Source organism: Nostoc sp. (assembly GCF_036917395.1).
Classification (GTDB): domain Bacteria; phylum Cyanobacteriota; class Cyanobacteriia; order Cyanobacteriales; family Nostocaceae; genus Nostoc.
In genome coordinates this window covers 134,157-156,964 of sequence record NZ_JBALDI010000077.1, presented here as the reverse complement: position 1 = coordinate 156,964, position 22,808 = coordinate 134,157, and the positions used below count along the sequence as shown (strand labels likewise).

Sequence of the window (22,808 nt, the reverse complement as noted above, 5' to 3'; positions counted from 1 at the left end):
ACCCGTTTAGCTACTCCTGTTAACTGACGATTTTCCGGCTAATGGCCTCTCCAATCTCCATCAGTGTCTCTTCCTCTTCCGGAGTAAATTTATAGGAAACCGGCTTGGCAATGCCCAAGGTACCATGTAATCGGCTATTCAGCATAAGCGGCACCGTGATCGAGCCTTTTACCTTGGTTTCTTTTGCCGAGGGCCTGGCCACTCCCAATTCATCGGTTTGCAGGTTGCAAATCTGTACGGGTCGCTTGCGTTCGGCGGCGACACCGGCCATCCCTTTGCCGATGGGAATTACCGTCATTTTAGGCAACAGGAATTCCGGAATGCCCTGGTAAGCCTTTAGGTGCAATAACTGGCTGTTCTGATCCAGGGTATGGATGGTACCTGTAGAGCAGTCAAAAGCGGCCAGGATTTCGGTCAGCAGCCCGTTCCAGTCGATGGCAGACCCTTCGTCAGCCAGGGGATCAAAAATGGGTTTGGTATCTGAAGTCATAGTGGTGGGAAATGGGGTCAAATGAACAATCGATGCTGTTGGCAAAGTCAAAATTAAACAGGTATCCGGTAGAGTCTCACCCTAAGATTGCCTGTGTAGTAAGTGTTTCAGGATTAGTATAACTTTCTGTAGGGTTGCTGATTTCACCCTCTTCTCTATGGGAGACGCCAAGAGCAAACGACAAATTTGTAGCAAGGTATTTACGGAGACAATCACTGCTCACATTTATCTTTGATCTACGCATTATATTAAAAAGCATTATTTATTCTTACTATGCAAACCCAGTATAAATTACATTTAAATACACATTCTTACTTTTTATCTCAGTATAAATATTTATGACAAAAATAATATTATCTTAAAGCTTCACAAAGTAATATTAACTTATTTAAGCAATTACACGTATTATTTTTGAGAGTTTTCAGTGCTATTCTTAACTTTTTGACTTGAAGTCCTGTTGTTAATTTTAATTTTTTTATTGCTTGTAGAGGTTATTAATTTACTTTCTTTATAAGTAAATTGACTGACAAAAAATTACTACATAACATAATTCAACTAGTTTTTAACCAAATTTATAGAAATTTATAAGTATAAAAAATTTGTTTTACTTAAGTAATGGCAAGCACACGCATTATCCATAGTTGTGCTTTATGAAATGGAGAAGGCAAGATGTAGACTGTCAATATTTGGCGTTTTCCTACTATGTTGGTAAAAATTTATTTTTACATGCTACATGGTTAAAAACTGGCATTCACTTTTTTTATATGTAGTTATAAAGTTGACATTCACTTTTTCAAATGCAAGAAATTAATAAAACATGGATAAAGCATGGCTATCATCAGACCTACACAAACACTAAACACATCTCTAAATTTTCTCGTTAGGCTAAAATCTCTGACGTTTGTTCTAGCAGGAGTATTATGCAACTATCAGGATGCGATTGCCCAAACTCCTGATCCTCAGATGTATCGGTTAGAAGATGTTCCTGTTAGACCCTTACGGTCGGATGTATTGCCGCAGCCATCAGATAATAATCAATTACTTCCTCCTCCAAAACTACTAGAGCAACCAATTTCAAGACAGGATGATCCTAATGCCAGATTTCAGGTCGATCGCATTGAAGTAGTTGGCAGTACAGTTTTCAAACCAGAACAGTTGACTGCTATCACAGCTCCTTTTGTTGGGCGGAAACTGACATTTATCGAGCTGTTGCAAGTCAAAGATGCGATCACGAAACTCTATGTTGATCATGGCTATGTAACCACGGGGGCGTTGATTGTACCGCAGACAGTAGAAGCTGGGGTGATCAAAATTCAGGTGATCGAAGGTAGTCTGCAAGAAATCAAGATTATCGGCAATAGGCGATTGCGTACCCAATACATTCGCGATCGCATCCTACTTGGTGCCAAAACACCCTTGAACGTGCCGCACTTACTAGAAAAACTACAACTACTCCGCCTCGATCCGCAGATTCAAAACTTGTCAGCCGAGTTGCAAACAGGTGTGCATCCCGGAACTAGTGTATTGCAAGTCGAGGTTGAAGAAGCTGATACCTTTAAGCTGATAACAACCCTAGATAATGGGCGATCGCCGAGTGTGGGCAGTTTTCGTCGGGGAATAGATTTGCAAGAAGCCAATTTACTGGGCTTGGGCGACACCCTCAGCGTCGGATACGCCAATACCGATGGCAGTAATACAATCAACCTCAATTACACACTGCCGATTAATGCCCGCAATGGCACTGTATTCTTTGGTTTTAACCAAGGATGGAACCGCGTTATTGAAAAACCATTCAGCGTCCTTGATATTCAGTCAAACACCCGATCTTACGAATTGGGCTATCGCCAACCATTAGTGCAAAAGCCAACCCAAGAGTTGGCGATCGGGCTGTCATTCTCACGTCAGGAAAGCCAAACTGAGTTGGGTATTGATAACATTGGCCCATATAAACTCTCACCTGGTGCGGATGCGAACGGAAAAACCAATATTTCTGCCCTGCGCTTTTTTCAAGAATATACTCAGCGAAGTAACCAGTATGTATTTGCTGCGCGATCGCAATTTAGCTTTGGCGTAGATTGGTTCGATGCGAATGTCAGTCAGGATGAACCCGATAGCCGCTTTTTCGCTTGGCGGGGACAGGCGCAGTGGGTGCGACAGTTAGCACCGGACACTCTATTTTTAGCTAGGGGCGATTTCCAACTAGCAGCAGATTCATTAGTGCCCTTGGAGCAATTTGGCCTCGGTGGACAGCTAAGTGTGCGGGGCTATCGCCAAGACTCATTAATCACAGATAATGGCATGTTGTTGTCGGCTGAATTCCGGTTGCCCATTATTCGTGCTCCCAAAATTGGTGGAGTGCTGCAACTGACACCCTTCATTGACGTGGGCAAAGGCTGGAATGTCAAGGGCGAAAATCCTTCGCCGAGTCTGTTGGTTGGTACCGGGTTAGGGCTGTTGTGGACACAGGGCAATAATTTCTCAGCCCGTCTGGATTGGGGCATTCCTCTGACATCAGTCGAAGGTGAAAAGCGATCGCTCCAGGAAAATGGGTTGTACTTCTCAATAGGTTATTCACCGTTTTAATCCAACAAGCTACTTCAGTAGTGCTGAGAGAGTTATCAGTCCTGAAGAAGCACTCATTGCTCGGCACTGTTTCGGTGAATCTTAAGAGCAATTTAGGGAACCCTAATTATTAAGTATAAATAGAACTTGACAATGCAAACGACCTCTGTTGCTTTAGGTTTGGTAAATGGAATATTGACAGCTGGGATGCTCCTCTGGAGCGGCTTTGCCAATGCCCAGGTGACTCCCGACGCCACCCTCAACACCACCGTCTCCCAAAGTGGTAATAACTTCACCATCACTAACGGTAGTGCCGCAGGTAGTAATCTGTTTCACAGCTTTCGTGAGTTCTCCGTGCCCACCAGTGGTTCAGCCACCTTTAATTTAATCAACACGCCCAATATCTCCACCATTTTCAGTCGTGTAACTGGGGGTAGTATTTCCCAGATTGATGGCGTAATTAAAACGATTAATAGCAGTAATCCCGTCAGCCTGTTTCTGCTCAATCCCAGTGGGATTATTTTCGGTGCAAATGCTCAATTAAATATTGGCGGATCGTTTATTGGCACTACTGCCAACAGCATTAAATTTGCTGATGGTGCTGAATTTAACGCAATTGGTTCTCAAGCCGCCCCGTTGTTAAGTATCAATGTTCCCGTTGGTCTGCAACTGGGCAGCAATCCTGCACCAATAACGGTTCAAGGTACAGGATACTCCTTGACCACGACCAGTGCATCGGCTCTGCTTCCCATCACTCGGATTCCCAGTTCTACACAACTGTCGGTACAGCCTGGAAAAACCCTAGCCTTGGTGGGTGGGAACCTAGATTTGAATGGGGCAACTCTGAGAGCCGAACAAGGGCGAGTAGAATTGGGCAGTGTGGGTAGCACAGGGCTGGTCAGCTTGATGTCAACCGCACAGGGCTATACGTTGGGGTATGGAAATGTGCAACGCTTTGGCGATATTCGTCTGGCAGGGCGATCGCTATTAGATATCAGCGGGGTGAATGCAGGTTCTGTGCAAGTTCAGGGTCAGCAAATTCAATTCACCGATGGCTCTCTGGTGCTGGCGCAGAATTTCGGCAATCTCCCTGGTGGTGACATTCGCTTTCAGGCTACGGAGGCAATTGATCTGATTGGTACAACACCCGATGCTAAGATTAAAGGTGGGGTGCGTAATGAAGCCTTTGGCATTGGAGCTAGTGGGAACATCAGCGTCATTACTCCCAGACTGACCGTCAAGCAGGGAGCGGCATTAAATAACTTAACATTCGGAGTGGGTCCCAGTGGCAATATCCAGATCGACGCAATGGCGATTGATATATCTGGCTTCTCACCCATTAATCCCGGTGTTGCTTCCAACATTAACACTACCACGCTAGGCACTGGGAACGCTGGTAATGTTTTTGTCAATGGTAATAGTCTAATGGTGTCAAGCGGTGGCTCACTGTCTTCGGCTACCTTTGGCAGAGGCTCTGGCGGGAAAGTGACGATTCGCAACACCAACACCACGGTGACGGGAGAAAGCCCCTCTGGAGTTTACAGCAACATTAGCTCAATTACATTTGCAACCGGAAATACCAAAACCTTGACACTAGATACTGCCAAATTGCAAATTCTGGATGGGGGAGTAGTTGCCGCCACCGCATTTTTTGCAGGTAATGGGGGAGATTTGAACATCAATGCTACCGAATCGATCGCAATCAGTGGTCGAGGTCAGACAAATAATAGCAGCATTAACGCGTCCAGCATCCGACTCGATCCGTCATTGCGGCAGCGATTCGGTTTGCCAGATATGCTAACAGCTAATGCAGGTACTGTGAGCATTACCACACCGAACTTAACGCTAACGGATGGCGGGACAGTCAGTGTCACCACTCAAGGCAGTGGAAATGGTGGCAATATTAACATCAATGCAGATACCATCCAATTAAAGAATAAAGGCTTTATCCAGGCACAAACAGAATCCGGTAATGGTGGCAATATTACTTTACAAACCAAAAACATGTTGTTTCTACGAGACAATAGCCTGATTACCTCAACAGCTGGTGGTAACGGTAATGGGGGTAATATCACCATCAATGCACCGATTATTGTCGGATTAAAAAACAGCGATATTGTTGCTAATGCAGTCCGAGGTCGTGGTGGTAATATTCAAATCACTACCCAAGGCATCTTTGGTCTGAAATTTCGTGACCAACTCACACCAGACAATGATATTACTGCAAGTTCACAGTTGGGTGTGAATGGTAATGTGCAAGTCAACACCATTGGTGTCGATCCAAATTCCGGTTTAATCCAACTGCCAGCGAATATAACTAATCCAGCGCAGCAAATAGCCACTGGTTGTTCTACAAACCAAGGCAGTCGCTTTGTGGCAACAGGACGGGGTGGTGTGCCGCAAAATCCCAATCAGCAAATAACGAGCGATCGCACCTGGGACGATGTGCGAGATTTATCTGCTTACCGAAAAACTGGCAATGTCACTCCCCAAACGCATGTATCACCAAAGGTTCTCGTTGAAGCCACTTCTTGGTACCGTAACGCTGATGGCAAAATTGAATTAATAGCGGCTCCATTTCCTACCTACGTGCAGCAATCATTAACCTGTGCTGCTTCAGCTAAAAGTTAACTACAAATAAGGTTAATTAACAATTCCATTTTGGGAAACCTAACTACATAGCTCAAAATGGAGGCGGGGTGATGAAAGTAATTTCTGCTAGGTTCGGTCTGCTCGGTGGAATATTAATATGTGGGATTTGGAATAGTTGTGCAAATGCTCAAGTAATTACCGATGGAACTCTCAACAGCACAGTATCCCAAAGCGGCAATAACTTCACCATTACCAACGGCAGTCGTGTCGGCAACAACCTGTTTCACAGCTTCAGCCAATTCTCTATTCCTAGCAATGGTTCTGCATTCTTCAACAATGCCGCAGATGTGCAAAATATTTTTAGTCGTGTGACTGGGGGCAGTATTTCCCACATTGATGGTTTAATTACAGCCAACGGTAGCGCCAATCTTTTTTTACTCAACCCTAATGGAATCATTTTTGGTGCTAATGCCCAATTAAATATAGGCGGTTCATTGATTGCAACGACAGCTAATAGCATCAAATTTGCTGATGGAACTGAATTTAGCGCCATTAATCCCCATAACGCATTATTAAGTATCAATGTTCCCATTGGACTGCAACTAGGTAATAATCCTTCAGCGATACAAGTCCAAGGTACAGGGCATTTAGATATTGAGAGCGATATTATTCCTACAATTCGCAATCCTAGCCCAACAAGATTGCAAGTACAGGCGGGAAAAACTTTAGCGTTGGTGGGTGGTAATCTGAATCTAAATGGCGCTACCCTGACTGCCGAAACAGGGCATATAGAATTAGGTAGCCTGGGAGGTGCAGGATTAGTTAGTTTAGTGCCAACCACTCAGGGATATAAATTGGAGTATGGCAACGGGCAAAGCTTTAGTGACATTCAACTAGCACAAAAGTCACTATTAGATGTCAGTGGGGTAAATGCGGGTTCAGTTCAGCTTCAGGGACGAAATATTCGCTTGAGCGATGGTTCGTTAGTTTTAGCGCAGAATTATGGAAGTCTTCCTGGTGGAGACATTCGTTTTCAAGCATCATCAGCCATCGATATGATTGGCGGAACATCCGCTACCACAATTCGAGGTGGGATTCGCAGTAACACCTTGAGCACCGGAACTGGTGGGAATATAAGTATCATCACTCCCCGGTTAACACTCCAACAGGGTTCAGGGATAGAGAACTCAACACACGGAGTAGCTGACAGTGGCAACATTCAGATTGAAGCGGCAGCAATAGAGATGTCCGGCTTCTCACCCCTGACGCCCATTGCAACAAACATTCTCACTGGCACATACGGTACTGGGTCAGCAGGTGATATCTCTATAAATGGGGATAGATTGGTAATATCTGGTGGAGCTTTATTGACTTCATATACATATGGCAGTGGCTCTAGTGGTAAAGTGACAATTCGCAATCAAAATACCACAGTTATGGGGAAAACCCCTTTTGAAATTGCTAGTAGCATTAGTATCAGTAGCTTTGCGAACGGAAATACAAAAGATTTGATCCTAGATACTGGGAAGTTACAAATCTTAGATGGAGGAGCAGTTGGTTCATTAGTATTTTATACTGGGAATGGAGGAAATGTCAGCATTAATGCTAGGGAGGCGATCACAATTAGTGGTGTCAGTCCTAACACTTACAGTAGCCTCGGTTCATCTGTCATCCGTTCAAGTCCACTACTACTTAAGTTATTTGGCTTACAGGATGTACTGACGGGAAATGCAGGTAATGTTAGTATTACTACACCAAATTTGACACTCAATGATGGCGGTGTTGTAAGCGTTACCAGCCAAGGTAGTGGAAATGCTGGCAATCTCAACATCACAAGCGATCGCATCCAATTAAAAAATCAAGGCTCAATCCAAGCACAGACAGAATCTGGTAATGGTGGCAACATCGGCTTACAAGTGGGAAATTTGTTGCTAATACGCGATCACAGCAATATTAGTGCTACAGCAGGCGGTAACGGTAATGGAGGTAATATCAATATCAATGCACCTATTATCGCCGGATCAGAAAACAGCGACATTATTGCTAATGCGGTGAAAGGTAGGGGGGGTAATATTCAAATCAGCACACAAGGGCTTTTCGGACTGAAGTTTCGTCCCCAACTGACACCAGAGAATGACATCACTGCTAGTTCCCAATTTGGGGTTAGCGGCACGGTTCAAGTCAATACCATTGGCATTGATCCAAATTCTGGCTTAGTCGAATTGCCAGCAAATGTAATTGATCCATCTCAGCAAATTGCTACAGGCTGCGCGGGTAGTGAAGGCAGTAGCTTTGTGGCAACAGGACGGGGTGGTGTGCCGCAAAATCCCAATCAACAAGTGACGAGCGATCGCACTTGGTCTGATATCCGCGACATCTCTGCATACCGCAAAACTCAGAAGGTACAAGCACAAATACCCCAATCTCCAGAGGTTCTCGTCCAAGCTACTTCTTGGCGACGGAATGCACAGGGGAAAATTGAGTTAATTGCAGCTCAACCAGCCCATGTAGAACCATCTTTAACCTGTGCTGCGGTGTCAAACTAATCAGTCCCGACGTTGGATAATGCATATTTCATTTTTGGAGATGTCTAATAGATCCAAGTTATAAGTTGGGCAATATAAGTTTACTCATTCTTTAAGCACTTGTGCTGTGACTGATTTTTCAAAAGCTGTTATGAATCTTGGTAATTATACCAATTTGAAAAAAGAATGCGACAGATACATACTCCCAAACCTTTGTTATGTCTGACTTTCTTAATTTTGAATTTTGAATTTTGAATTTTGAATTGGTATTACTTATGGCTTTCCGAATTAAACAAACTCATTGGCTATATGTCAGCCTCAGTATTTTAAGTTTGTGTTTAGCATTTACCATTACACCTGTAAAAGCATCTCTACCAGTAGCAACCACAGTTCTTTCTTCTTCCCAGCCAACCAATTGGCTAGAACAGGGACGGAACCTCTACCGTTCAGGACGCTTTGCAGAAGCAATGACAATTTGGCAAACGGTAGCACAACAGTACCATACCCAAGGCGATCGCCTTAACGAAGCCCTAAGCTTGAGTTACCTTTCACTGGCGCAACAGGAACTTAATCAGTGGGAAGCAGCCAGTCAATCTATTGAGCAAAGTCTGAAACTATTGCAAACCTCTATTCCCTCTGCTGATGCAATTCTCTGGGCACAAGCACTCAATACCCAGGCAAATTTGCAATTGCACAATGGCAAAGCTGAAACTGCCCTCGAAAGTTGGCAGCAAGCTCAAAAATATTATGAGCAGGCAGGTGACAAAATGGGCAGCTTGGGGAGTCAAATCAACCAGGCACAAGCTTTACAAAGTTTGGGATTTTATCGCCGTTCTAAAGTGCAGTTAGAGACGCTAACTCAAAAGCTCTTAGCAATGCCAGATTCGGAAATCAAAATCAGTGGGTTACGATCGCTTGGTTTAGCCCTACAAATGATTGGCGATGGAACAAATCAAGAGGTGTTGGAGCAAAGTTTAGCGATCGCTCGTAAAATTGAAGCCAAACCTTACTTGAGTTCTATCCTGCTGAGTCTGGGAACAACTGCCGTTGACTTGCAAGATCCAGAGGCGGCATTAGATTACTTTGAACAAGCAGAACAGCTAGCCACCAATCCAAGCGATGGCTTGCAAGCACGTTTAGCTCGTTTCAAACTTTTCCTCGACTACGACAAGCCTGAGTTTGCTACCCCATTGGCACCTCAACTAGTACAACAACTTAAGGAACTGCCCCCCAGTCACACCTCCCTCTACGCAGCCATCAATTTTGTAGCCACCCTGAATCGGCGTTCAACTTCTGACCAAATCATACCCTTGAAAGACCTGGCGCAACTCATGGCAGTCACAGTCAAGTCTGCACAGCAAATCCAAGATGCTCAAGCAGAAGCTTATGCACTGCATCAGTGGGGAAAACTCTATCGTCGTACACAGCAGTTATCACAAGCACAGGAGTTAACTCAAAAATCCCTTGATATTGCCCGTCAACTCCAAGCTAACGATATCATTGCTCAATCTGCTTGGCAGATGGGACAGTTGGATAAACAACAGGGCGATCGCTCAAAAGCAATTAGTGCCTATACCGAAGCTGTCAAAGCCTTAAAGTCACTGCGAGGGGATTTGGTTGCCATCAACCCCGATGTTCAGTTCTCTTTCCGCGAAAGTGTAGAGCCTGTTTACCGAGAACTAGTCGGTTTACTTCTAGATAATCAACCGAGCCAAGCTGCATTGGTGCAAGCCCGTGAATTAATTGAGGCACTCCAAATTGCAGAACTTGATAACTTTTTCCGGGAAGCCTGTTTAGATAAAACTCAGCAAATTGATCAGGTTGATCCCACTGCAACCGTCATTTATCCAATCATCCTGCCCGATCGTTTAGCAGTGATTCTTTCCAAAGCCGGGCAACCACTCGATTATTATATCACTTCTAAATCTCAAGCTGAAATTGAGCAGACTTTGGGCAATTTTTTAGTTGCTCTCAATCCTGTCTCAGATTCCAAAGACCGAAATCGATTATCCCAGCAAATTTATGATTGGCTGATTCGTCCAGCCCAAATCAATCAAGGATTCAAAGATACCAAGACATTAGTGTTTGTTTTGGATGGCCAGTTGCGTAACATTCCAATGGCTGCCTTATATGACGGTAAACAATATCTAATCGAGAAGTATGCAGTCGCACTCTCACCAGGATTGCAACTGATGGCTACGCGATCACTAAAGCAAAACAAAATAAATGCGATCGTGGGTGGTATTAGCGAATCTCGTGCTGGTTTTAATGCTTTGCCTGCTGTGGAATCAGAAGTTAAACAAATCTCAAAAGCGGTGTCGTCCTTTATATTGCTGAACCAGAAATTCACAAGTCAAGCCCTCGCTCAACGCGTGAAATCCAGTAATGCTGGTATTGTCCACCTAGCAACCCACGGACAGTTTAGCTCCCGCCTCGAAGATACTTTCTTGCTCACCTGGAATGGACAAGTCAACGTCAAAGAGTTGTCCGAACTCCTGAAAAATCGGGATGGTGATCCATCGAAAGCAATCGAGTTGCTGGTACTGAGTGCCTGTGACACAGCAGCAGGGGACGATCGCGCCGTCCTTGGGCTAGCAGGTTTGGCTGTCAAATCTGGGGCCCGCTCAACCATCGCCACTCTATGGCCAGTTAAAGATAAGGCAGCTGCGATGCTCATGACTCACTTCTATGAGCAACTGCGACAATCCAAAATCACTAAAGCCGAAGCACTACGGCAGGCACAAATAAACATGATTCAACAAACTGATTTCCATGATCCGTTTTTTTGGTCTGCTTTCGTTTTAGTTGGAAACTGGCTCTAATTAAGTAATAACACGTATTCCCATATAAGAAATTAATGTGTTTATTACATGTTTTTATTAACAAATAGTCTATATTTTAGGAGATTTTATCCCATTCTTACCGTGATTAGAGATATTCTATAAGTTACTTCCCACAGTCGCAATTAATGTATTTTGTATCACTTCTCAAGTAATTGAGGTATGACATTATGAAACGTCGATATTTAGCTAGTATATTGAGCGTTATCGCTCTAATTGCTAGCAGTGCCTGGACTAGCGCTAGTGCTGTGACATTTACCCCACCTGCAAAAAATAGCGCTCCTAGCCAAGCGACCGGGGGAGCTTCTCGCGGTAATATGTTTACCCCTGCTTCTGGCAAGGGTGCGCCCAGCCAAGCGACCGGGGGAGCTTCTCGCGGTAGTATATTTACCCCTGCTGCTGGGAAAGGTGTGCCCAGACAAGCGACCGGGGGAGCTTCTCGCGGTAGTATATTTACGCCTGCCTCCGGGAAGGGTGTGCCCAGGCAAGCGACTGGGGGAGCTTCTCGCACTGGTACTTACTACTTGAATCCATCGACTGTAGAAGCAAAAGGGCCAACAGCGCTAATCGCACTACTGCCCCAAAGCTTCTATGGCACAACAGTGTCTGAACGTCCCACAATTCTGGTGTATCTCCCTGCTTCCAATGCCCAAGAAGCTGTGTTCAGCCTCAAGGATGAAACTGGTAACATGCAGCATCAGATGAACATTTCAGTTGTAGGAAAAACTGGGGTGATTGCAATCAAATTACCAGCCGATGCACCCGCTTTAACCATTGGCAAAAACTACCAATGGTTCCTAGCACTCAAACTGGATGGGCAACTCAGTCCAAGTACGCCTTACGTTGATGGTTGGATTGAGCGAATCCAGCCCAGTGCTGATCTGGCAACCACAATGCAACAACAGGATGGGCTGAAGCGGGCAACTGGTTTGGGTAAAAACGGGGTTTGGTATGACTGTGTGGCAACACTTGCTGCACTGCACACCGCCCAACCTACCAATGCAACTCTCTCCAAGCAATGGGAAGAACTTCTGTCCTCAGTTAGTTTGAAAGAGATTGTAACAGCACCGCTAATATAGCACTTCTCAATTGAGTCGGAATACAGACCTAACCCCCCAGCCCCTTCCCTTATAGGGAAGGGGAGTAAATTCAAAGCCTCTGACGCCACGTGCTTCAAGTCGGCACCGCCGCCCAACGCAGTGGCTCCTCCTTTTAGGAGAGAGGTCAAACTGTATTAAGGAAAAGCGCTATGCGCTAACTAACATAATCAACAGGTGTTGGTGGGGTATTACTCCACCAACACTGACCAACATCAATGAACTGTATGGCACAAATATGTGGCACAGATTTCAGACTTTTATCCAACGCACTCGCAGCGTCTTGATCATTAGTCCCAGTGTTGCTCTGACAGTTATTGTCGGGCAGTCGTTGGGGCTTTTTAATTTACCTGAATGGAAACTTCGTGATGAATGGGTTCGTTTGCAATCATCAGACAAAATAGCCAACGAGATTGTGATTGTCACAATCGATGAGCGTGATATTCAATCGGTGGGTAAATGGCCAGTTCCAGACTGGGCACTAGCAGGATTACTCGATAAAATCCGGGCGCAACAGCCTCGATCCATCGGACTGGATCTCTATCGAGATTTGCCCGAAGGAAGTGGACATGAGCAACTCGGGCAAATTTTCAGCAGCACTCCCAATTTAATTGGAGTTGAGAAAATCATCGGTGAGCGCGTCAATCCGCCACCAGAATTGAAAAAAAGAGATCAGGTAGGATTAGCGGATTTGGTACTTGATGGCGATCGCTCCGTCCGTCGCGCTCTGCTCACGGCGGTGGATGCCAAAGAACAAGACACCATCAAAGCAGGGCTGGCAACCAGTGTAGCGCTCAAGTACCTCGAAGTTGAAGGGATTACCTTAGAAAGCATTGATGCCCAGCGGCAAAAGTTCCAATTGGGTAAGGAAGTCTACCAGCCACTGCAAAATCAAGAAGCAGGTTATGCTGATGGCGATTTAGGAGGCTATCAAATTCTCCTCAACTGGCATGGAACGGATGCAGCATTTCACACAGTTACCATGCGCGATGTGTTAGCAGGGAAAATTCCGGCAGATTTGATGCGCGATCGCATGGTATTTATTGGATCAATCGCCTCTAGTACCAACGATTTTTTCAGCACACCCTTCAGCTCCTCCTGGATATCTGCTCAAAAACCGACACCTGGTGTTGTTATCCATGCCAATATTGCCCATCAATTGGTACAAGGAGCTAAAACAGGAAAAACAACCCTCCACGGCGTTTCCAGCATTTCTCTGTGGCTCTGGATTGTTTTGTGGTCTATTATCGGTTCTACGAGTAGTTGGTGGTTAGCCAGTGCGCCTAGAAAGTTACAGATTCCAGGGGGCCAGATTCTTTGGATAACTGTAGGGATCAGTGGGATTTGCCTGGGGAGTGCTTACGGGATATTTTTAAATGGGATTCTGATTCCGGTTACACCAGCCTTAGCCGCGTTCATCATCAGTGTAATTGCGACAATGAATGCCTATAAACAGCAGCAGTTAGAAGAAGCGAATCGCCAACTGGAAATTGCCAACGATCAACTATTAGATTATTCCAAAACCTTAGAGGCAAAAGTCGAAGAGCGAACTCATGAACTGGTTGAGGCAAAGCAGGCTGCCGATGCCGCTAACCAAGCAAAAAGTGAGTTTCTGGCAAATATGAGCCATGAGCTACGGACACCGCTCAATGGCATCCTTGGTTTTGCACAGCTACTAGAGCGATCGCCAAACATGACAAACAAAAACCGCGAAGGAATCAATATTATCTCTCAATGCGGGACGCATCTTTTGATGTTGATCAATGATATTCTCGATATCTCAAAAATTGAAGCTCGGAAATTGGAATTGGTAGCAACTACTGTGCATCTGCCGAACTTTTTACATGGTGTTACCGAGATTTGTGGGATCAGAGCCGAACAGAAAGGGATTACTTTTAATGTCTTAATCAGCGATCGCCTTCCCCTTGCCATTGAAGCGGATGAACAACGGCTGCGACAAGTATTGATTAACTTGTTAGGCAACGCGATCAAATTTACAGACATCGGTAGTGTGACGTTCAAAGTAGAGGCACTGGAGACTGGGCAAGATTCTTCCCAATCCCCAACCACCAAGATTCGTTTCCAGATTGAAGATACAGGTATTGGTATGTTACCAGACCAATTAGAGAAAATCTTTTTGGCCTTTGAGCAAGTGGGTGAAGTAGGGCAGCGATCTGAAGGTACTGGTTTGGGATTGGCCATCAGTCAAAGAATTGCAGCATTGATGGAGAGCCAAATTCTAGTGCAGAGTCGCTTGGGTGAAGGAAGTATATTTTGGCTAGATTTGACAGTCCCATTGTCACTTTCCCATGACTGGCATGAACAGGCGATCGCCCCAACCCAGCATTCGATTACCATAACTTCGGGTAGTGCGCCTCTGGTTCTCATTGTCGATGACGATCGCAATCACTGCTCCGTATTGACGAGTCTGCTGCAAGAAATTGGCTGTCGAACCTTGGAAGCAACCGACGGTAAACAGGGGCTACAAATCGTAAAAGAATGCAACCCGGATGTGATTCTGCTCGATTTAGCCATGCCCAATATGGATGGTTTTGAGCTAATGATTCATTTGCAATCTGATCCAAAAACCCGTTCTATTCCGATCATCGTCTCTAGTGCCAGCGTGTTCGAGGAAAATCGGCAGCGAAGTTTAGAAGCAGGAGCAAAAGCATTCCTGCCCAAACCCCTCCAGGTTGACGAGCTATTCAATACACTGCGCTCGGTGCTAGAAGTTGACTTGAGCTATGCCCAATCTACACCTCAGCAGTCATCTCCTAAAGCTGAACCCGATAACGAATGGGTTCTGCCATCGCAAGATGTTTTACAACAACTTTATCATCTGGCAATGATGGGCGATATCGCGGCGATCGAGAAAATGTTAGAAGAGTTAATTGCACAAAACAGCCAGCTAGCTCCTTTCGTAGTTGAGTTAAACAAACTCACTGCCAATTTCCAAACCGGACAAATACGTAAATTTATAAAATCATTTGTAACAATGGAGTCACGGCAATGATGGCTGATTCTCTCTTGAAGCCAATACATATCCTTTTGGTAGATGATAATCCAAACAATCTCAAGGTGCTATCAGAAATGATTCAGGGATATGGCTGGAAAGCACTCATGGCAACGAATGGAGAGTCGGCGATCGAACAAACAGAATATGCCCTTCCCGATCTGATTCTTCTGGATGTGATGATGCCTGGTATTGATGGATTTGAAACTTGCCGCAGGCTGAAAGCCAATCCCATCACTCAGAATATTCCAGTCATTTTCATGACTGCCCTATCCGATTCTAAAGACAAGGTGAAAGGATTAGAAATTGGCGCAGTTGACTACGTTACCAAACCCTTCCAGCAGGAAGAAGTCATTGCCCGATTAAAGTTACACCTGAAAATCTCCCATCTCACATATACCCTAGAGCAAAGGGTACAAGAGCGCACCGCAGAATTAACCCAATCTCTACAGCAGTTACAACAAACCCAACTACAACTGATCCAAAGTGAGAAAATGTCTACTCTGGGACAACTTGTTGCAGGCATTGGTCATGAAATTAATAACCCGATTGGTTTTATTGAAGGAAATTTCTCCTATGTTACAGAATATACAAATAATCTTCTTCACTTGGTCAATCTCCAACAGCAGAAGCTACCGCATCCAGAACCAGAAATTGAAGAACTTCTCAATCAAATGGACTTTGAGTATCTAGCAGAGGATATTCCAAAATTGCTAGCATCAATGCGCCAGGGAATTGACCGCCTCAAGGGCATCAGCCTTTCTCTGAGAACCTTTGCTCGCTCAGATATTTCATCTAAGATGGAGTTTCAGATTCACGAAGGGATTAATAGCACCTTAATGCTATTGAAACACCGATTGCAAAACAAAGGAAGCCACCCGACAATCGAGGTTATCACCCAATACGGTAACTTACCTCCAATCAGTTGCTATCCCGGACAGCTGAACCAGGTATTCATGAATATCATCGCTAATGCCATTGATGCATTGGATGACCTCAATCAAAACCACTCTGATCAAAAGATTGCTGCTTGCCCAAACACTATCACTATCACTACATCAGTTAATTATCAGCAAGAAACCGTCATAATTTGCATTCAAGATAACGGCCCCGGTATGCTTCCTGAGGTACAAAATCGAATTTTTGAGCAATCTTTCACAACTAAACCCGTAGGCAAGGGAACCGGGCTTGGATTAGCTATCAGCTACCAAATCATTGTTGATAAACACAATGGACAAATCGACTGTTTGTCAATTCCTGGTGAGGGAACTAAATTTATTATTACTTTGCCGATTTAATATTTGATGTCGAGTTTATTACCTCAACTCAATCTACTGCCTTTTTAAATGTTTTATAAGATGAAGCAAATTGCAACATTTATGCTAACCTGTGGGTTCTCCATTCGCAGAGCATTTCCAAGAGTTGGAGTCCGCTTCATTCGCAATTGACGAGTAACAATTTTGCTAAATTTGCTTGGATTGAGATGCTCTCTTTTGCTAGACACTGACTATTTATATACATAGTTTGTTTTAATTTACAATCACCCTAAGACTGAAATTGAAATAGATAATTTTATACTAGATTAAGTTAAAAAAAAGTTTGTGAGCGATCATTTGTTGACTTTAAGGTGTTTAATAAAGTTATTACCAAAAGTCTAGTAGAAGCAAAAACATGAAAGGTTTCAGGAAGTTATCCTCAATAGCACTATTGCTATGTGCCTTTGTGTATCCGCCCTCATTAGCTGAAGCAAAGGATATTTCTTTAAGTAATGTTCGCAATGAACAGAGCGCTGCACCAGAGGCTAACCTAGTTGGAGATAAAACCGGAGAGCTTTTAATTGCTCGACGGCGGTCAAGAGGACACGAAAATTTCCGACGACGGCAGATTATCCGACGACGGGAACGTTTTAGACGATACGAAAATATCCGGCGACGGGAGCGTTTTGGAGGATATGATAATATCCGACGACGGGAGCGTTTTGGAGGATACGATAATATCCGACGACGGTATTGATGACTGCTGATCCAACTAAGCCAATTATTAATGGTTAGTGGTTATTCAAATAACCACTAACCATTAAATAATGACTATCGCTACGTTTTAATGAGTTGCTACTACCTCTCCTTCAAGGCGAACCAGTCGGTCTGCCAAAAGTTTTTCAAGGTCTTCTAGTGCCTTGGTGAAACCTTTGATGCCCTCGTCTAGTTTGTCAAATGCCATGCGGTCAGCAGCGTGCATCTTGTCAAAGGTAGCTTTGTCAATGGATATCTTTTCAATTTCCAAGTTTGCTACCTTGGCGGGGTCAAGTTTGCGTGGTAGTTCTCCAATGGTTGCCTGTAATTCACCCAAAAGTGACGGCGAAATTGTCAATAAATCGCTACCGGCAAGTTCAGTAATTTCACCAAGGTTGCGGAAACTAGCTCCCATGACTTCGGTTTTATAGCCGAATTTCTTGTAGTAGTTGTAGATTTTGGTGACAGACAAAACTCCTGGATCTTCGGCTGCTGGGTAGCTATCCCGTCCGGTATCTTTTTTGTGCCAGTCGAGAATCCGACCGACGAAGGGAGAAATTAGGGTAACACCAGCATCTGCACAGGCGATCGCTTGGTGAAGACCAAACAACAAGGTAAGGTTACAGTGAATACCTTCTTTTTGCAGGATTTCTGCTGCACGAATGCCTTCCCAGGTACTGGCAATTTTAATTAGCACGCGATCGCGCCCAATTCCAGCGGCTTTGTACTGAGCAATTAATTCCCGTGCCTTACTCAGGGTAGCTTCGGTATCGTAGGACAGGCGAGCATCCACTTCCGTAGACACACGACCGGGAATGATTTGCAAAATCTTTAATCCAAAGGCTACTGCCAAACGGTCAAAAGCTAGAGAAACTATCTCTGCTTGGGTGGCTTTGCCTCCAGCATCTTTCTTCGCCTGGAGTAAAGTTTGATCGACAACTTCCTGATATTCCGGCATCTGCGCCGCAGCAGTAATCAGAGAAGGATTGGTGGTGGCGTCTTGGGGTTTGAACTTTTCAATTGCCTGGATATCCCCCGTATCTGCAACCACGACAGTCATTTTCCGCAATTGTTCCAGTAAACTCTTAGACATAAAATGCTCCGTGATGAATGTTACAGGATTTACTTATTCCCCAGTTTTTTACACTCTCTACTATTCCTTCAATTCTGAATTTTGGCAATTTTTCTAAATCATTGCCCAATTTTGCTTACTATCTTAAGCCACATCCACAGCCCTATTCTAGGTGGGTTATGCCGAAATTGGCTGTCCAATGGAATGCACTTTGATTAAACTAGTTGTTCCTGATTTACCAATTGGAACGCCAGAGGTAATAACTACTTTATCGCCCTTATTCGCTAGACCCATGTCTACAACTGTGTTTACCACATTGGTAAACATCTCTTCGGCATTGTGGACTGGTGGAATCAGTAAAGGTTCCACACCCCAAGAAAGCGCTAGCTGGCGATAAGCAGTAACGTCAGGGGTTAGGGCAATAATCGGAGAAGTTGGCCGATATTTAGACACCATTCTGGCTGTACTTCCTGAGGAAGTGTTACAGAGAATTGCCCGTGAGCCTGTTTCATAAGCGATGCGACATACGGATTCTGCCACAGATTCGGTGACGCTGAGACTGCCTGCTTCATGACACCAGGCATGTCTACTAGCCTCATCTAGAGCCTGTTCTGTCCGCACGGCGATATTGTGCATCATCTGGACGGCGGCGATGGGATATTGTCCGACAGCGGTTTCACCAGAAAGCATTACTGCATCGGTACCATCTAAGATAGAGTTGGCAACATCGGTTGCTTCGGCGCGGGTGGGGTCAGGGGCGCTAATCATCGACTCTAGCATTTGCGTGGCTGTAATCACCGGCTTACCAGCACGATTGCAACGGCGAATAATATCTTTTTGAATTAGGGGTACTTCGTGAATTGGCACTTCCACCCCTAAATCGCCACGGGCAATCATAATCGCGTCGGCAACTTTCAGAATGGAGTCAAAGTTTTCTATTGCCTCTGCTCTTTCGATTTTGGCAATTAAGCGGATGGAAGCGCCAGCGGCTTCAATCATTCGCTTGGCGGGTTCTAAGTCTTGTGGCGATCGCACGAAGGACACCGCTACCCAGTCTACACCCAACTGAATCCCAAAGCGCAGATCCAGCAAGTCTTTTTCGGTGATCGAACTAACAGGTAAAGGAGTTTCTGGCAGGTTTACTCCTTTGTGCGTAGAAATTAACCCGCCAATTTTCACCTGGGCCCGAATGCGATCGGCATCGCGATCTGTAACAATCAACTTGACGCGACCATCATTAATCAAAATCGGTTCGCCTGGTCGCATCATTGCAAACAAAGTCGGCAATGGTAGGGGTAGTTCCTCAATAGTCTCACCCTTTTCTTGCAAAACAAAGGTAACTTCACTACCAGCTTCTAAATTTAACCCTTCCGGTGGTAAAACTCCCAAGCGAATCTTGGGACCACACAGGTCTTGCATAATTGCGATCGGCTTTTGCTGCTCAGTACTAATTTGCCTGAGATAGTGAGCCGTTTTGGCGTGGAATTCATAAGCCCCGTGGGAAAAATTCAGCCGCGCCACATTCATTCCAGCTTCTACTAAGGCTTGCAACCTTTCAGGTGCAGATGTAGCCGGCCCAACAGTACAAATGATTTTGGTTCGACGCATAGGGATTGGGGGTTGAGGAGTAACTTGCAAATTTGGATGCTTTGAGCGATCGCCCAAAGCATCCAAATTTACACGTGCTTCATATCACTGGGTTGCTAAGTAAAGATACTAAATGACGTTTTACTTTCGGGGTATTTACCATTTGACCCAAATCCCAAATTTGAGGCTGGGGACTGGGGACTAAGAATTTTGGATTTTGGATTGATGATTTTAGATTAAATTTCAATCTAAAATCCAAAATTGAATTGCCCCATCTCCAACAACTAATCAAACCGCAGCAGCTGTCGGGGCGAGCTTTTCATTTTGTGACATAGACAACATCAGGTCAATCACGCGATTCGAGTAACCCCACTCGTTGTCATACCAAGCAATTACCTTGAAGAAGTTGGAGTTTAACTCAATCCCAGCACCTGCGTCAAAGATACTGGAATGGGTATCGCCTTGAAAATCTGTGGAAACTACTTCTTCATCTGTGTATCCCAAAATACCCGATAGTGAGCCTGCGGCAGCCTCCTTCATGGCAGCACAGATTTCTTTATAACTGGTAGCTTTGGCAGTTTTGAAAGTTAAATCAACTACAGAGACATCGGGAGTCGGAACTCGCAATGCCATACCAGTCAACTTACCCTTCAATTCTGGTAAAACCAGTGCTACGGCTTTAGCTGCGCCTGTGGAGGAGGGAATAATATTCTGGCTTGCACCTCGACCACCCCGCCAGTCCTTTTTGCTGGGGCCGTCTACAGTTGGCTGGGTAGCAGTCATAGCATGGATTGTGGTCATCAACCCTTCAGTCAACCCAAAGTTGTCATTGATCACCTTAGCTATGGGAGCTAAACAGTTTGTAGTGCAGCTAGCATTGGAGACAATGATATCCTTGCTAGAGTCAAACAAGTGATGATTGACACCCATTAGCAAGGTAGGAACTCTATCTGGATCTTTAGTGGGAGCGGAAATTACCACTCGCTTTGCACCTGCCTTCAGGTGGTTTGCGGCTCCTTGGTAATCAGTGAAGAGTCCCGTAGATTCCACGACATAATCTGCACTTAATTGTCCCCAAGGTAACTCTGCTGGATTTCTCACCGACACGCAAGGAATAAAATGCCCGTCAATGAGGATGCCATCTTCCTTGGCTTCAACCTTTTGCTTTAATTTGCCGTGGGTTGAGTCGTACTTCAACAGGTAAGCGAGGTTATCTGGTGGTACTAGATCGTTAATACCTACAAACTCGATATTGGGGTTATCGATACCAGCGCGAAGCACAAGTCGCCCGATTCGACCGAAGCCATTGATACCAACTTTCAATTTAGTCAAGATTAAACCTCCCGTTGTGGAAGTTGAACAAAAGGAGAAAGTTAAAAGTCAAAATAGATTGCCTTTTACTCTTTACTTTCTGATCCTGACAGCCTCGGTCGCCTAAGGGATATTTACTTGGCATCTTTTAAGGTTTGGGACATTGGGGATTAGGAATTGGGAAAACCCTGATTTAATTTACTACTTATCTGTTTGAGCTAATTGTTCGAGTTTTTACAAAGTCTGACAGGTTGTTAGATCGTCTAGACTGTTCAAATAATTTGCCCTTGCAATCCCCGATTCGTTAGCAGGTAAACAGCAAAGGTTCCTAGCCAGTGACTAGCAGCATAATGTTCAATGACAACATCTAGTCCATTGTGCCGATGGTGAACGGCAGTAGAGCGAAAGGTTTCTATGCGGCGATCGCTATTTGCCAATCCAGAGATGATCCCCTCAAGCATCCAAGCGCGACTGAGATTAAGACCCCAGAAGTGGGATTGCGTATAATCTTGAGGATTATCTACTTTGGCTGGTTCTAACCAATTTGCTGAATTCTCAATCGGTATTTGGGGAAGAAAATCGGTTAACCACTCAGTGAAAGCTGTTGTTGGGAGGACTCGCCGCATCAGGTCTGCTTCAGCAAGGCCAGGAGAGAGAAAATCGTAGCCAAGCGGCTCGAATTGTAAGGAATAATTGCGATCGTTGAGATAGAATTGCCGTGCCTTGTTCTCTACTAACTGAGTGAAGTCGGTATTTTCGGTAATCCGTGCCCAATCTAGCATCAAACCAAGTGCAAAAGCTGTTTGGTTATGCATCCCTGTGCGATTTGGGAGTTTCAGTGCCTCAATCCAACGGTGTAAGTTAGCTGCAATCAACTTTTCTAGCGGTTCTAATACAATCCGCCATTCTTTCGCTTGAGGATGATTCCACTCGTGAAGTTCCGCAGCCAGTTGCAGAAGCCATGCCACACCATAAGGAAATTCATAAAAGGGTAGCCGTTGGAAATGGGCAATCTCTCCTTGAATCTTCTCTGGTGTTAAGCTCTGCTCAAGTGCTTGCTTTGACGCTAGATTGAAAGAGGCTTCAGGAAAGTAACGCATGAGACGTACTAGTAACCAATGACCATGTACGGCTGAATGCCAATCTAAGCAGCCATAAAATGCAGGAGTCAATTCACGCGGTGGTTTTATATCCTCGTCGCTATCAGCCCAATACAGATTACTGTTAGGATACTCCCGCCCGATACAATCCAGCACTAATTGAGCAAATTGTGCCGCAGTCGTTTCATTAATCTCCAAATTATCGGCTGGCATGGTCACTTAGTACAGTTTTGCGTAAAAGCGTAGCGTTTTTAATGCAGGCGAACGCATTAACATTGTATTGCGACGCATTGGCATTGTAAGGGGACGCATTGGCATTGTATTGCGACGCATTGGCATTGTCAGAGGATGCATTAACATTGTATCGGGATGCATTGGCATTATCAGGGGACGCATTAACAATGCGGCCAACGCATTAACATTGTATTGCGATGCATTGGCATTGCAAGGGATTTAGATCCCGACTTTTTGAAGAAGTCGGGGATCTGGGCGGCAACTTTTGCTTAAGTACCATTCCACCCAACAATTTGTCTTAACCCAAGCCTATTGTGATCTGAGTTATTATTTTAAACTTCTACTATGACTAATTTAGACAAAGCAATATTTT

13 protein-coding genes are annotated in these 22,808 nt (G+C 44.7%); 8 read left to right on the top strand and 5 right to left on the bottom strand.

Translation table 11 applies throughout. The annotated features are described in order from the left end of the window. Positions 1-19: 19 nt before the first annotated feature. Positions 20-541, bottom strand: coding sequence for a GAF domain-containing protein (locus V7K46_RS26270; RefSeq protein WP_335118395.1), 522 nt, complete (start codon positions 539-541; stop codon positions 20-22). Between the two features lie 777 nt (positions 542-1,318). Between V7K46_RS26270 and V7K46_RS26265 the strand changes: the two genes are divergently transcribed. From V7K46_RS26265 to V7K46_RS26230, 8 genes are all read left to right on the top strand, one after another. Next, a complete protein-coding gene (locus tag V7K46_RS26265; protein ID WP_335118393.1) occupies positions 1,319-3,073 on the top strand; it encodes a ShlB/FhaC/HecB family hemolysin secretion/activation protein in 1,755 nt (584 codons plus the stop codon). A 132-nt stretch (positions 3,074-3,205) separates the two neighbouring features. Then, positions 3,206-5,683: an S-layer family protein gene (locus V7K46_RS26260; protein ID WP_335118391.1), complete on the top strand. Its 2,478-nt coding sequence runs from the start codon at positions 3,206-3,208 to the stop codon at positions 5,681-5,683. A 71-nt stretch (positions 5,684-5,754) separates the two neighbouring features. Continuing rightward, on the top strand, positions 5,755-8,190 hold the full coding sequence (locus V7K46_RS26255) for an S-layer family protein (protein WP_335118389.1): 2,436 nt from the start codon (positions 5,755-5,757) through the stop codon (positions 8,188-8,190). A 254-nt stretch (positions 8,191-8,444) separates the two neighbouring features. Beyond that, on the top strand, positions 8,445-10,991 hold the full coding sequence (locus tag V7K46_RS26250) for a CHAT domain-containing protein (RefSeq protein WP_335118387.1): 2,547 nt from the start codon (positions 8,445-8,447) through the stop codon (positions 10,989-10,991). 188 nt (positions 10,992-11,179) lie between these two features. Next, positions 11,180-12,088 (top strand): DUF928 domain-containing protein, encoded by a 909-nt coding sequence (locus V7K46_RS26245; RefSeq protein ID WP_335118384.1) that lies wholly within the window; start codon positions 11,180-11,182, stop codon positions 12,086-12,088. A gap of 256 nt (positions 12,089-12,344) precedes the next feature. Further along, positions 12,345-15,119 (top strand): CHASE2 domain-containing protein, encoded by a 2,775-nt coding sequence (locus V7K46_RS26240; RefSeq protein ID WP_335118382.1) that lies wholly within the window; start codon positions 12,345-12,347, stop codon positions 15,117-15,119. Then, positions 15,116-16,417 carry a hybrid sensor histidine kinase/response regulator gene (locus V7K46_RS26235; protein WP_335118380.1) on the top strand — a complete coding sequence of 434 codons (1,302 nt, stop codon included), beginning with the start codon at positions 15,116-15,118 and terminating at the stop codon, positions 16,415-16,417. Before V7K46_RS26240 ends, V7K46_RS26235 begins: the two co-directional genes overlap by 4 nt. A gap of 373 nt (positions 16,418-16,790) precedes the next feature. Beyond that, a complete protein-coding gene (locus V7K46_RS26230) occupies positions 16,791-17,132 on the top strand; it encodes a hypothetical protein (protein WP_335118378.1) in 342 nt (113 codons plus the stop codon). Between the two features lie 87 nt (positions 17,133-17,219). Here the strand turns inward: V7K46_RS26230 and V7K46_RS26225 are convergent, their stop codons facing one another. The 4 genes from V7K46_RS26225 to V7K46_RS26210 form a co-directional block, all read right to left on the bottom strand. Beyond that, positions 17,220-18,224, bottom strand: a complete 1,005-nt coding sequence (locus tag V7K46_RS26225) for a transaldolase (RefSeq protein ID WP_335118376.1) — start codon at positions 18,222-18,224, stop codon at positions 17,220-17,222. 156 nt (positions 18,225-18,380) lie between these two features. After that, entirely contained in the window at positions 18,381-19,811 is a 1,431-nt protein-coding gene (gene pyk / locus V7K46_RS26220; RefSeq protein ID WP_335118490.1) for a pyruvate kinase, read from the bottom strand. A 267-nt stretch (positions 19,812-20,078) separates the two neighbouring features. Further along, positions 20,079-21,122, bottom strand: coding sequence for a type I glyceraldehyde-3-phosphate dehydrogenase (gap, locus tag V7K46_RS26215; protein ID WP_335118374.1), 1,044 nt, complete (start codon positions 21,120-21,122; stop codon positions 20,079-20,081). A gap of 251 nt (positions 21,123-21,373) precedes the next feature. After that, positions 21,374-22,414, bottom strand: a complete 1,041-nt coding sequence (locus V7K46_RS26210; RefSeq protein WP_335118372.1) for a DUF2891 domain-containing protein — start codon at positions 22,412-22,414, stop codon at positions 21,374-21,376. Between the last annotated feature and the right edge of the window lie 394 nt (positions 22,415-22,808).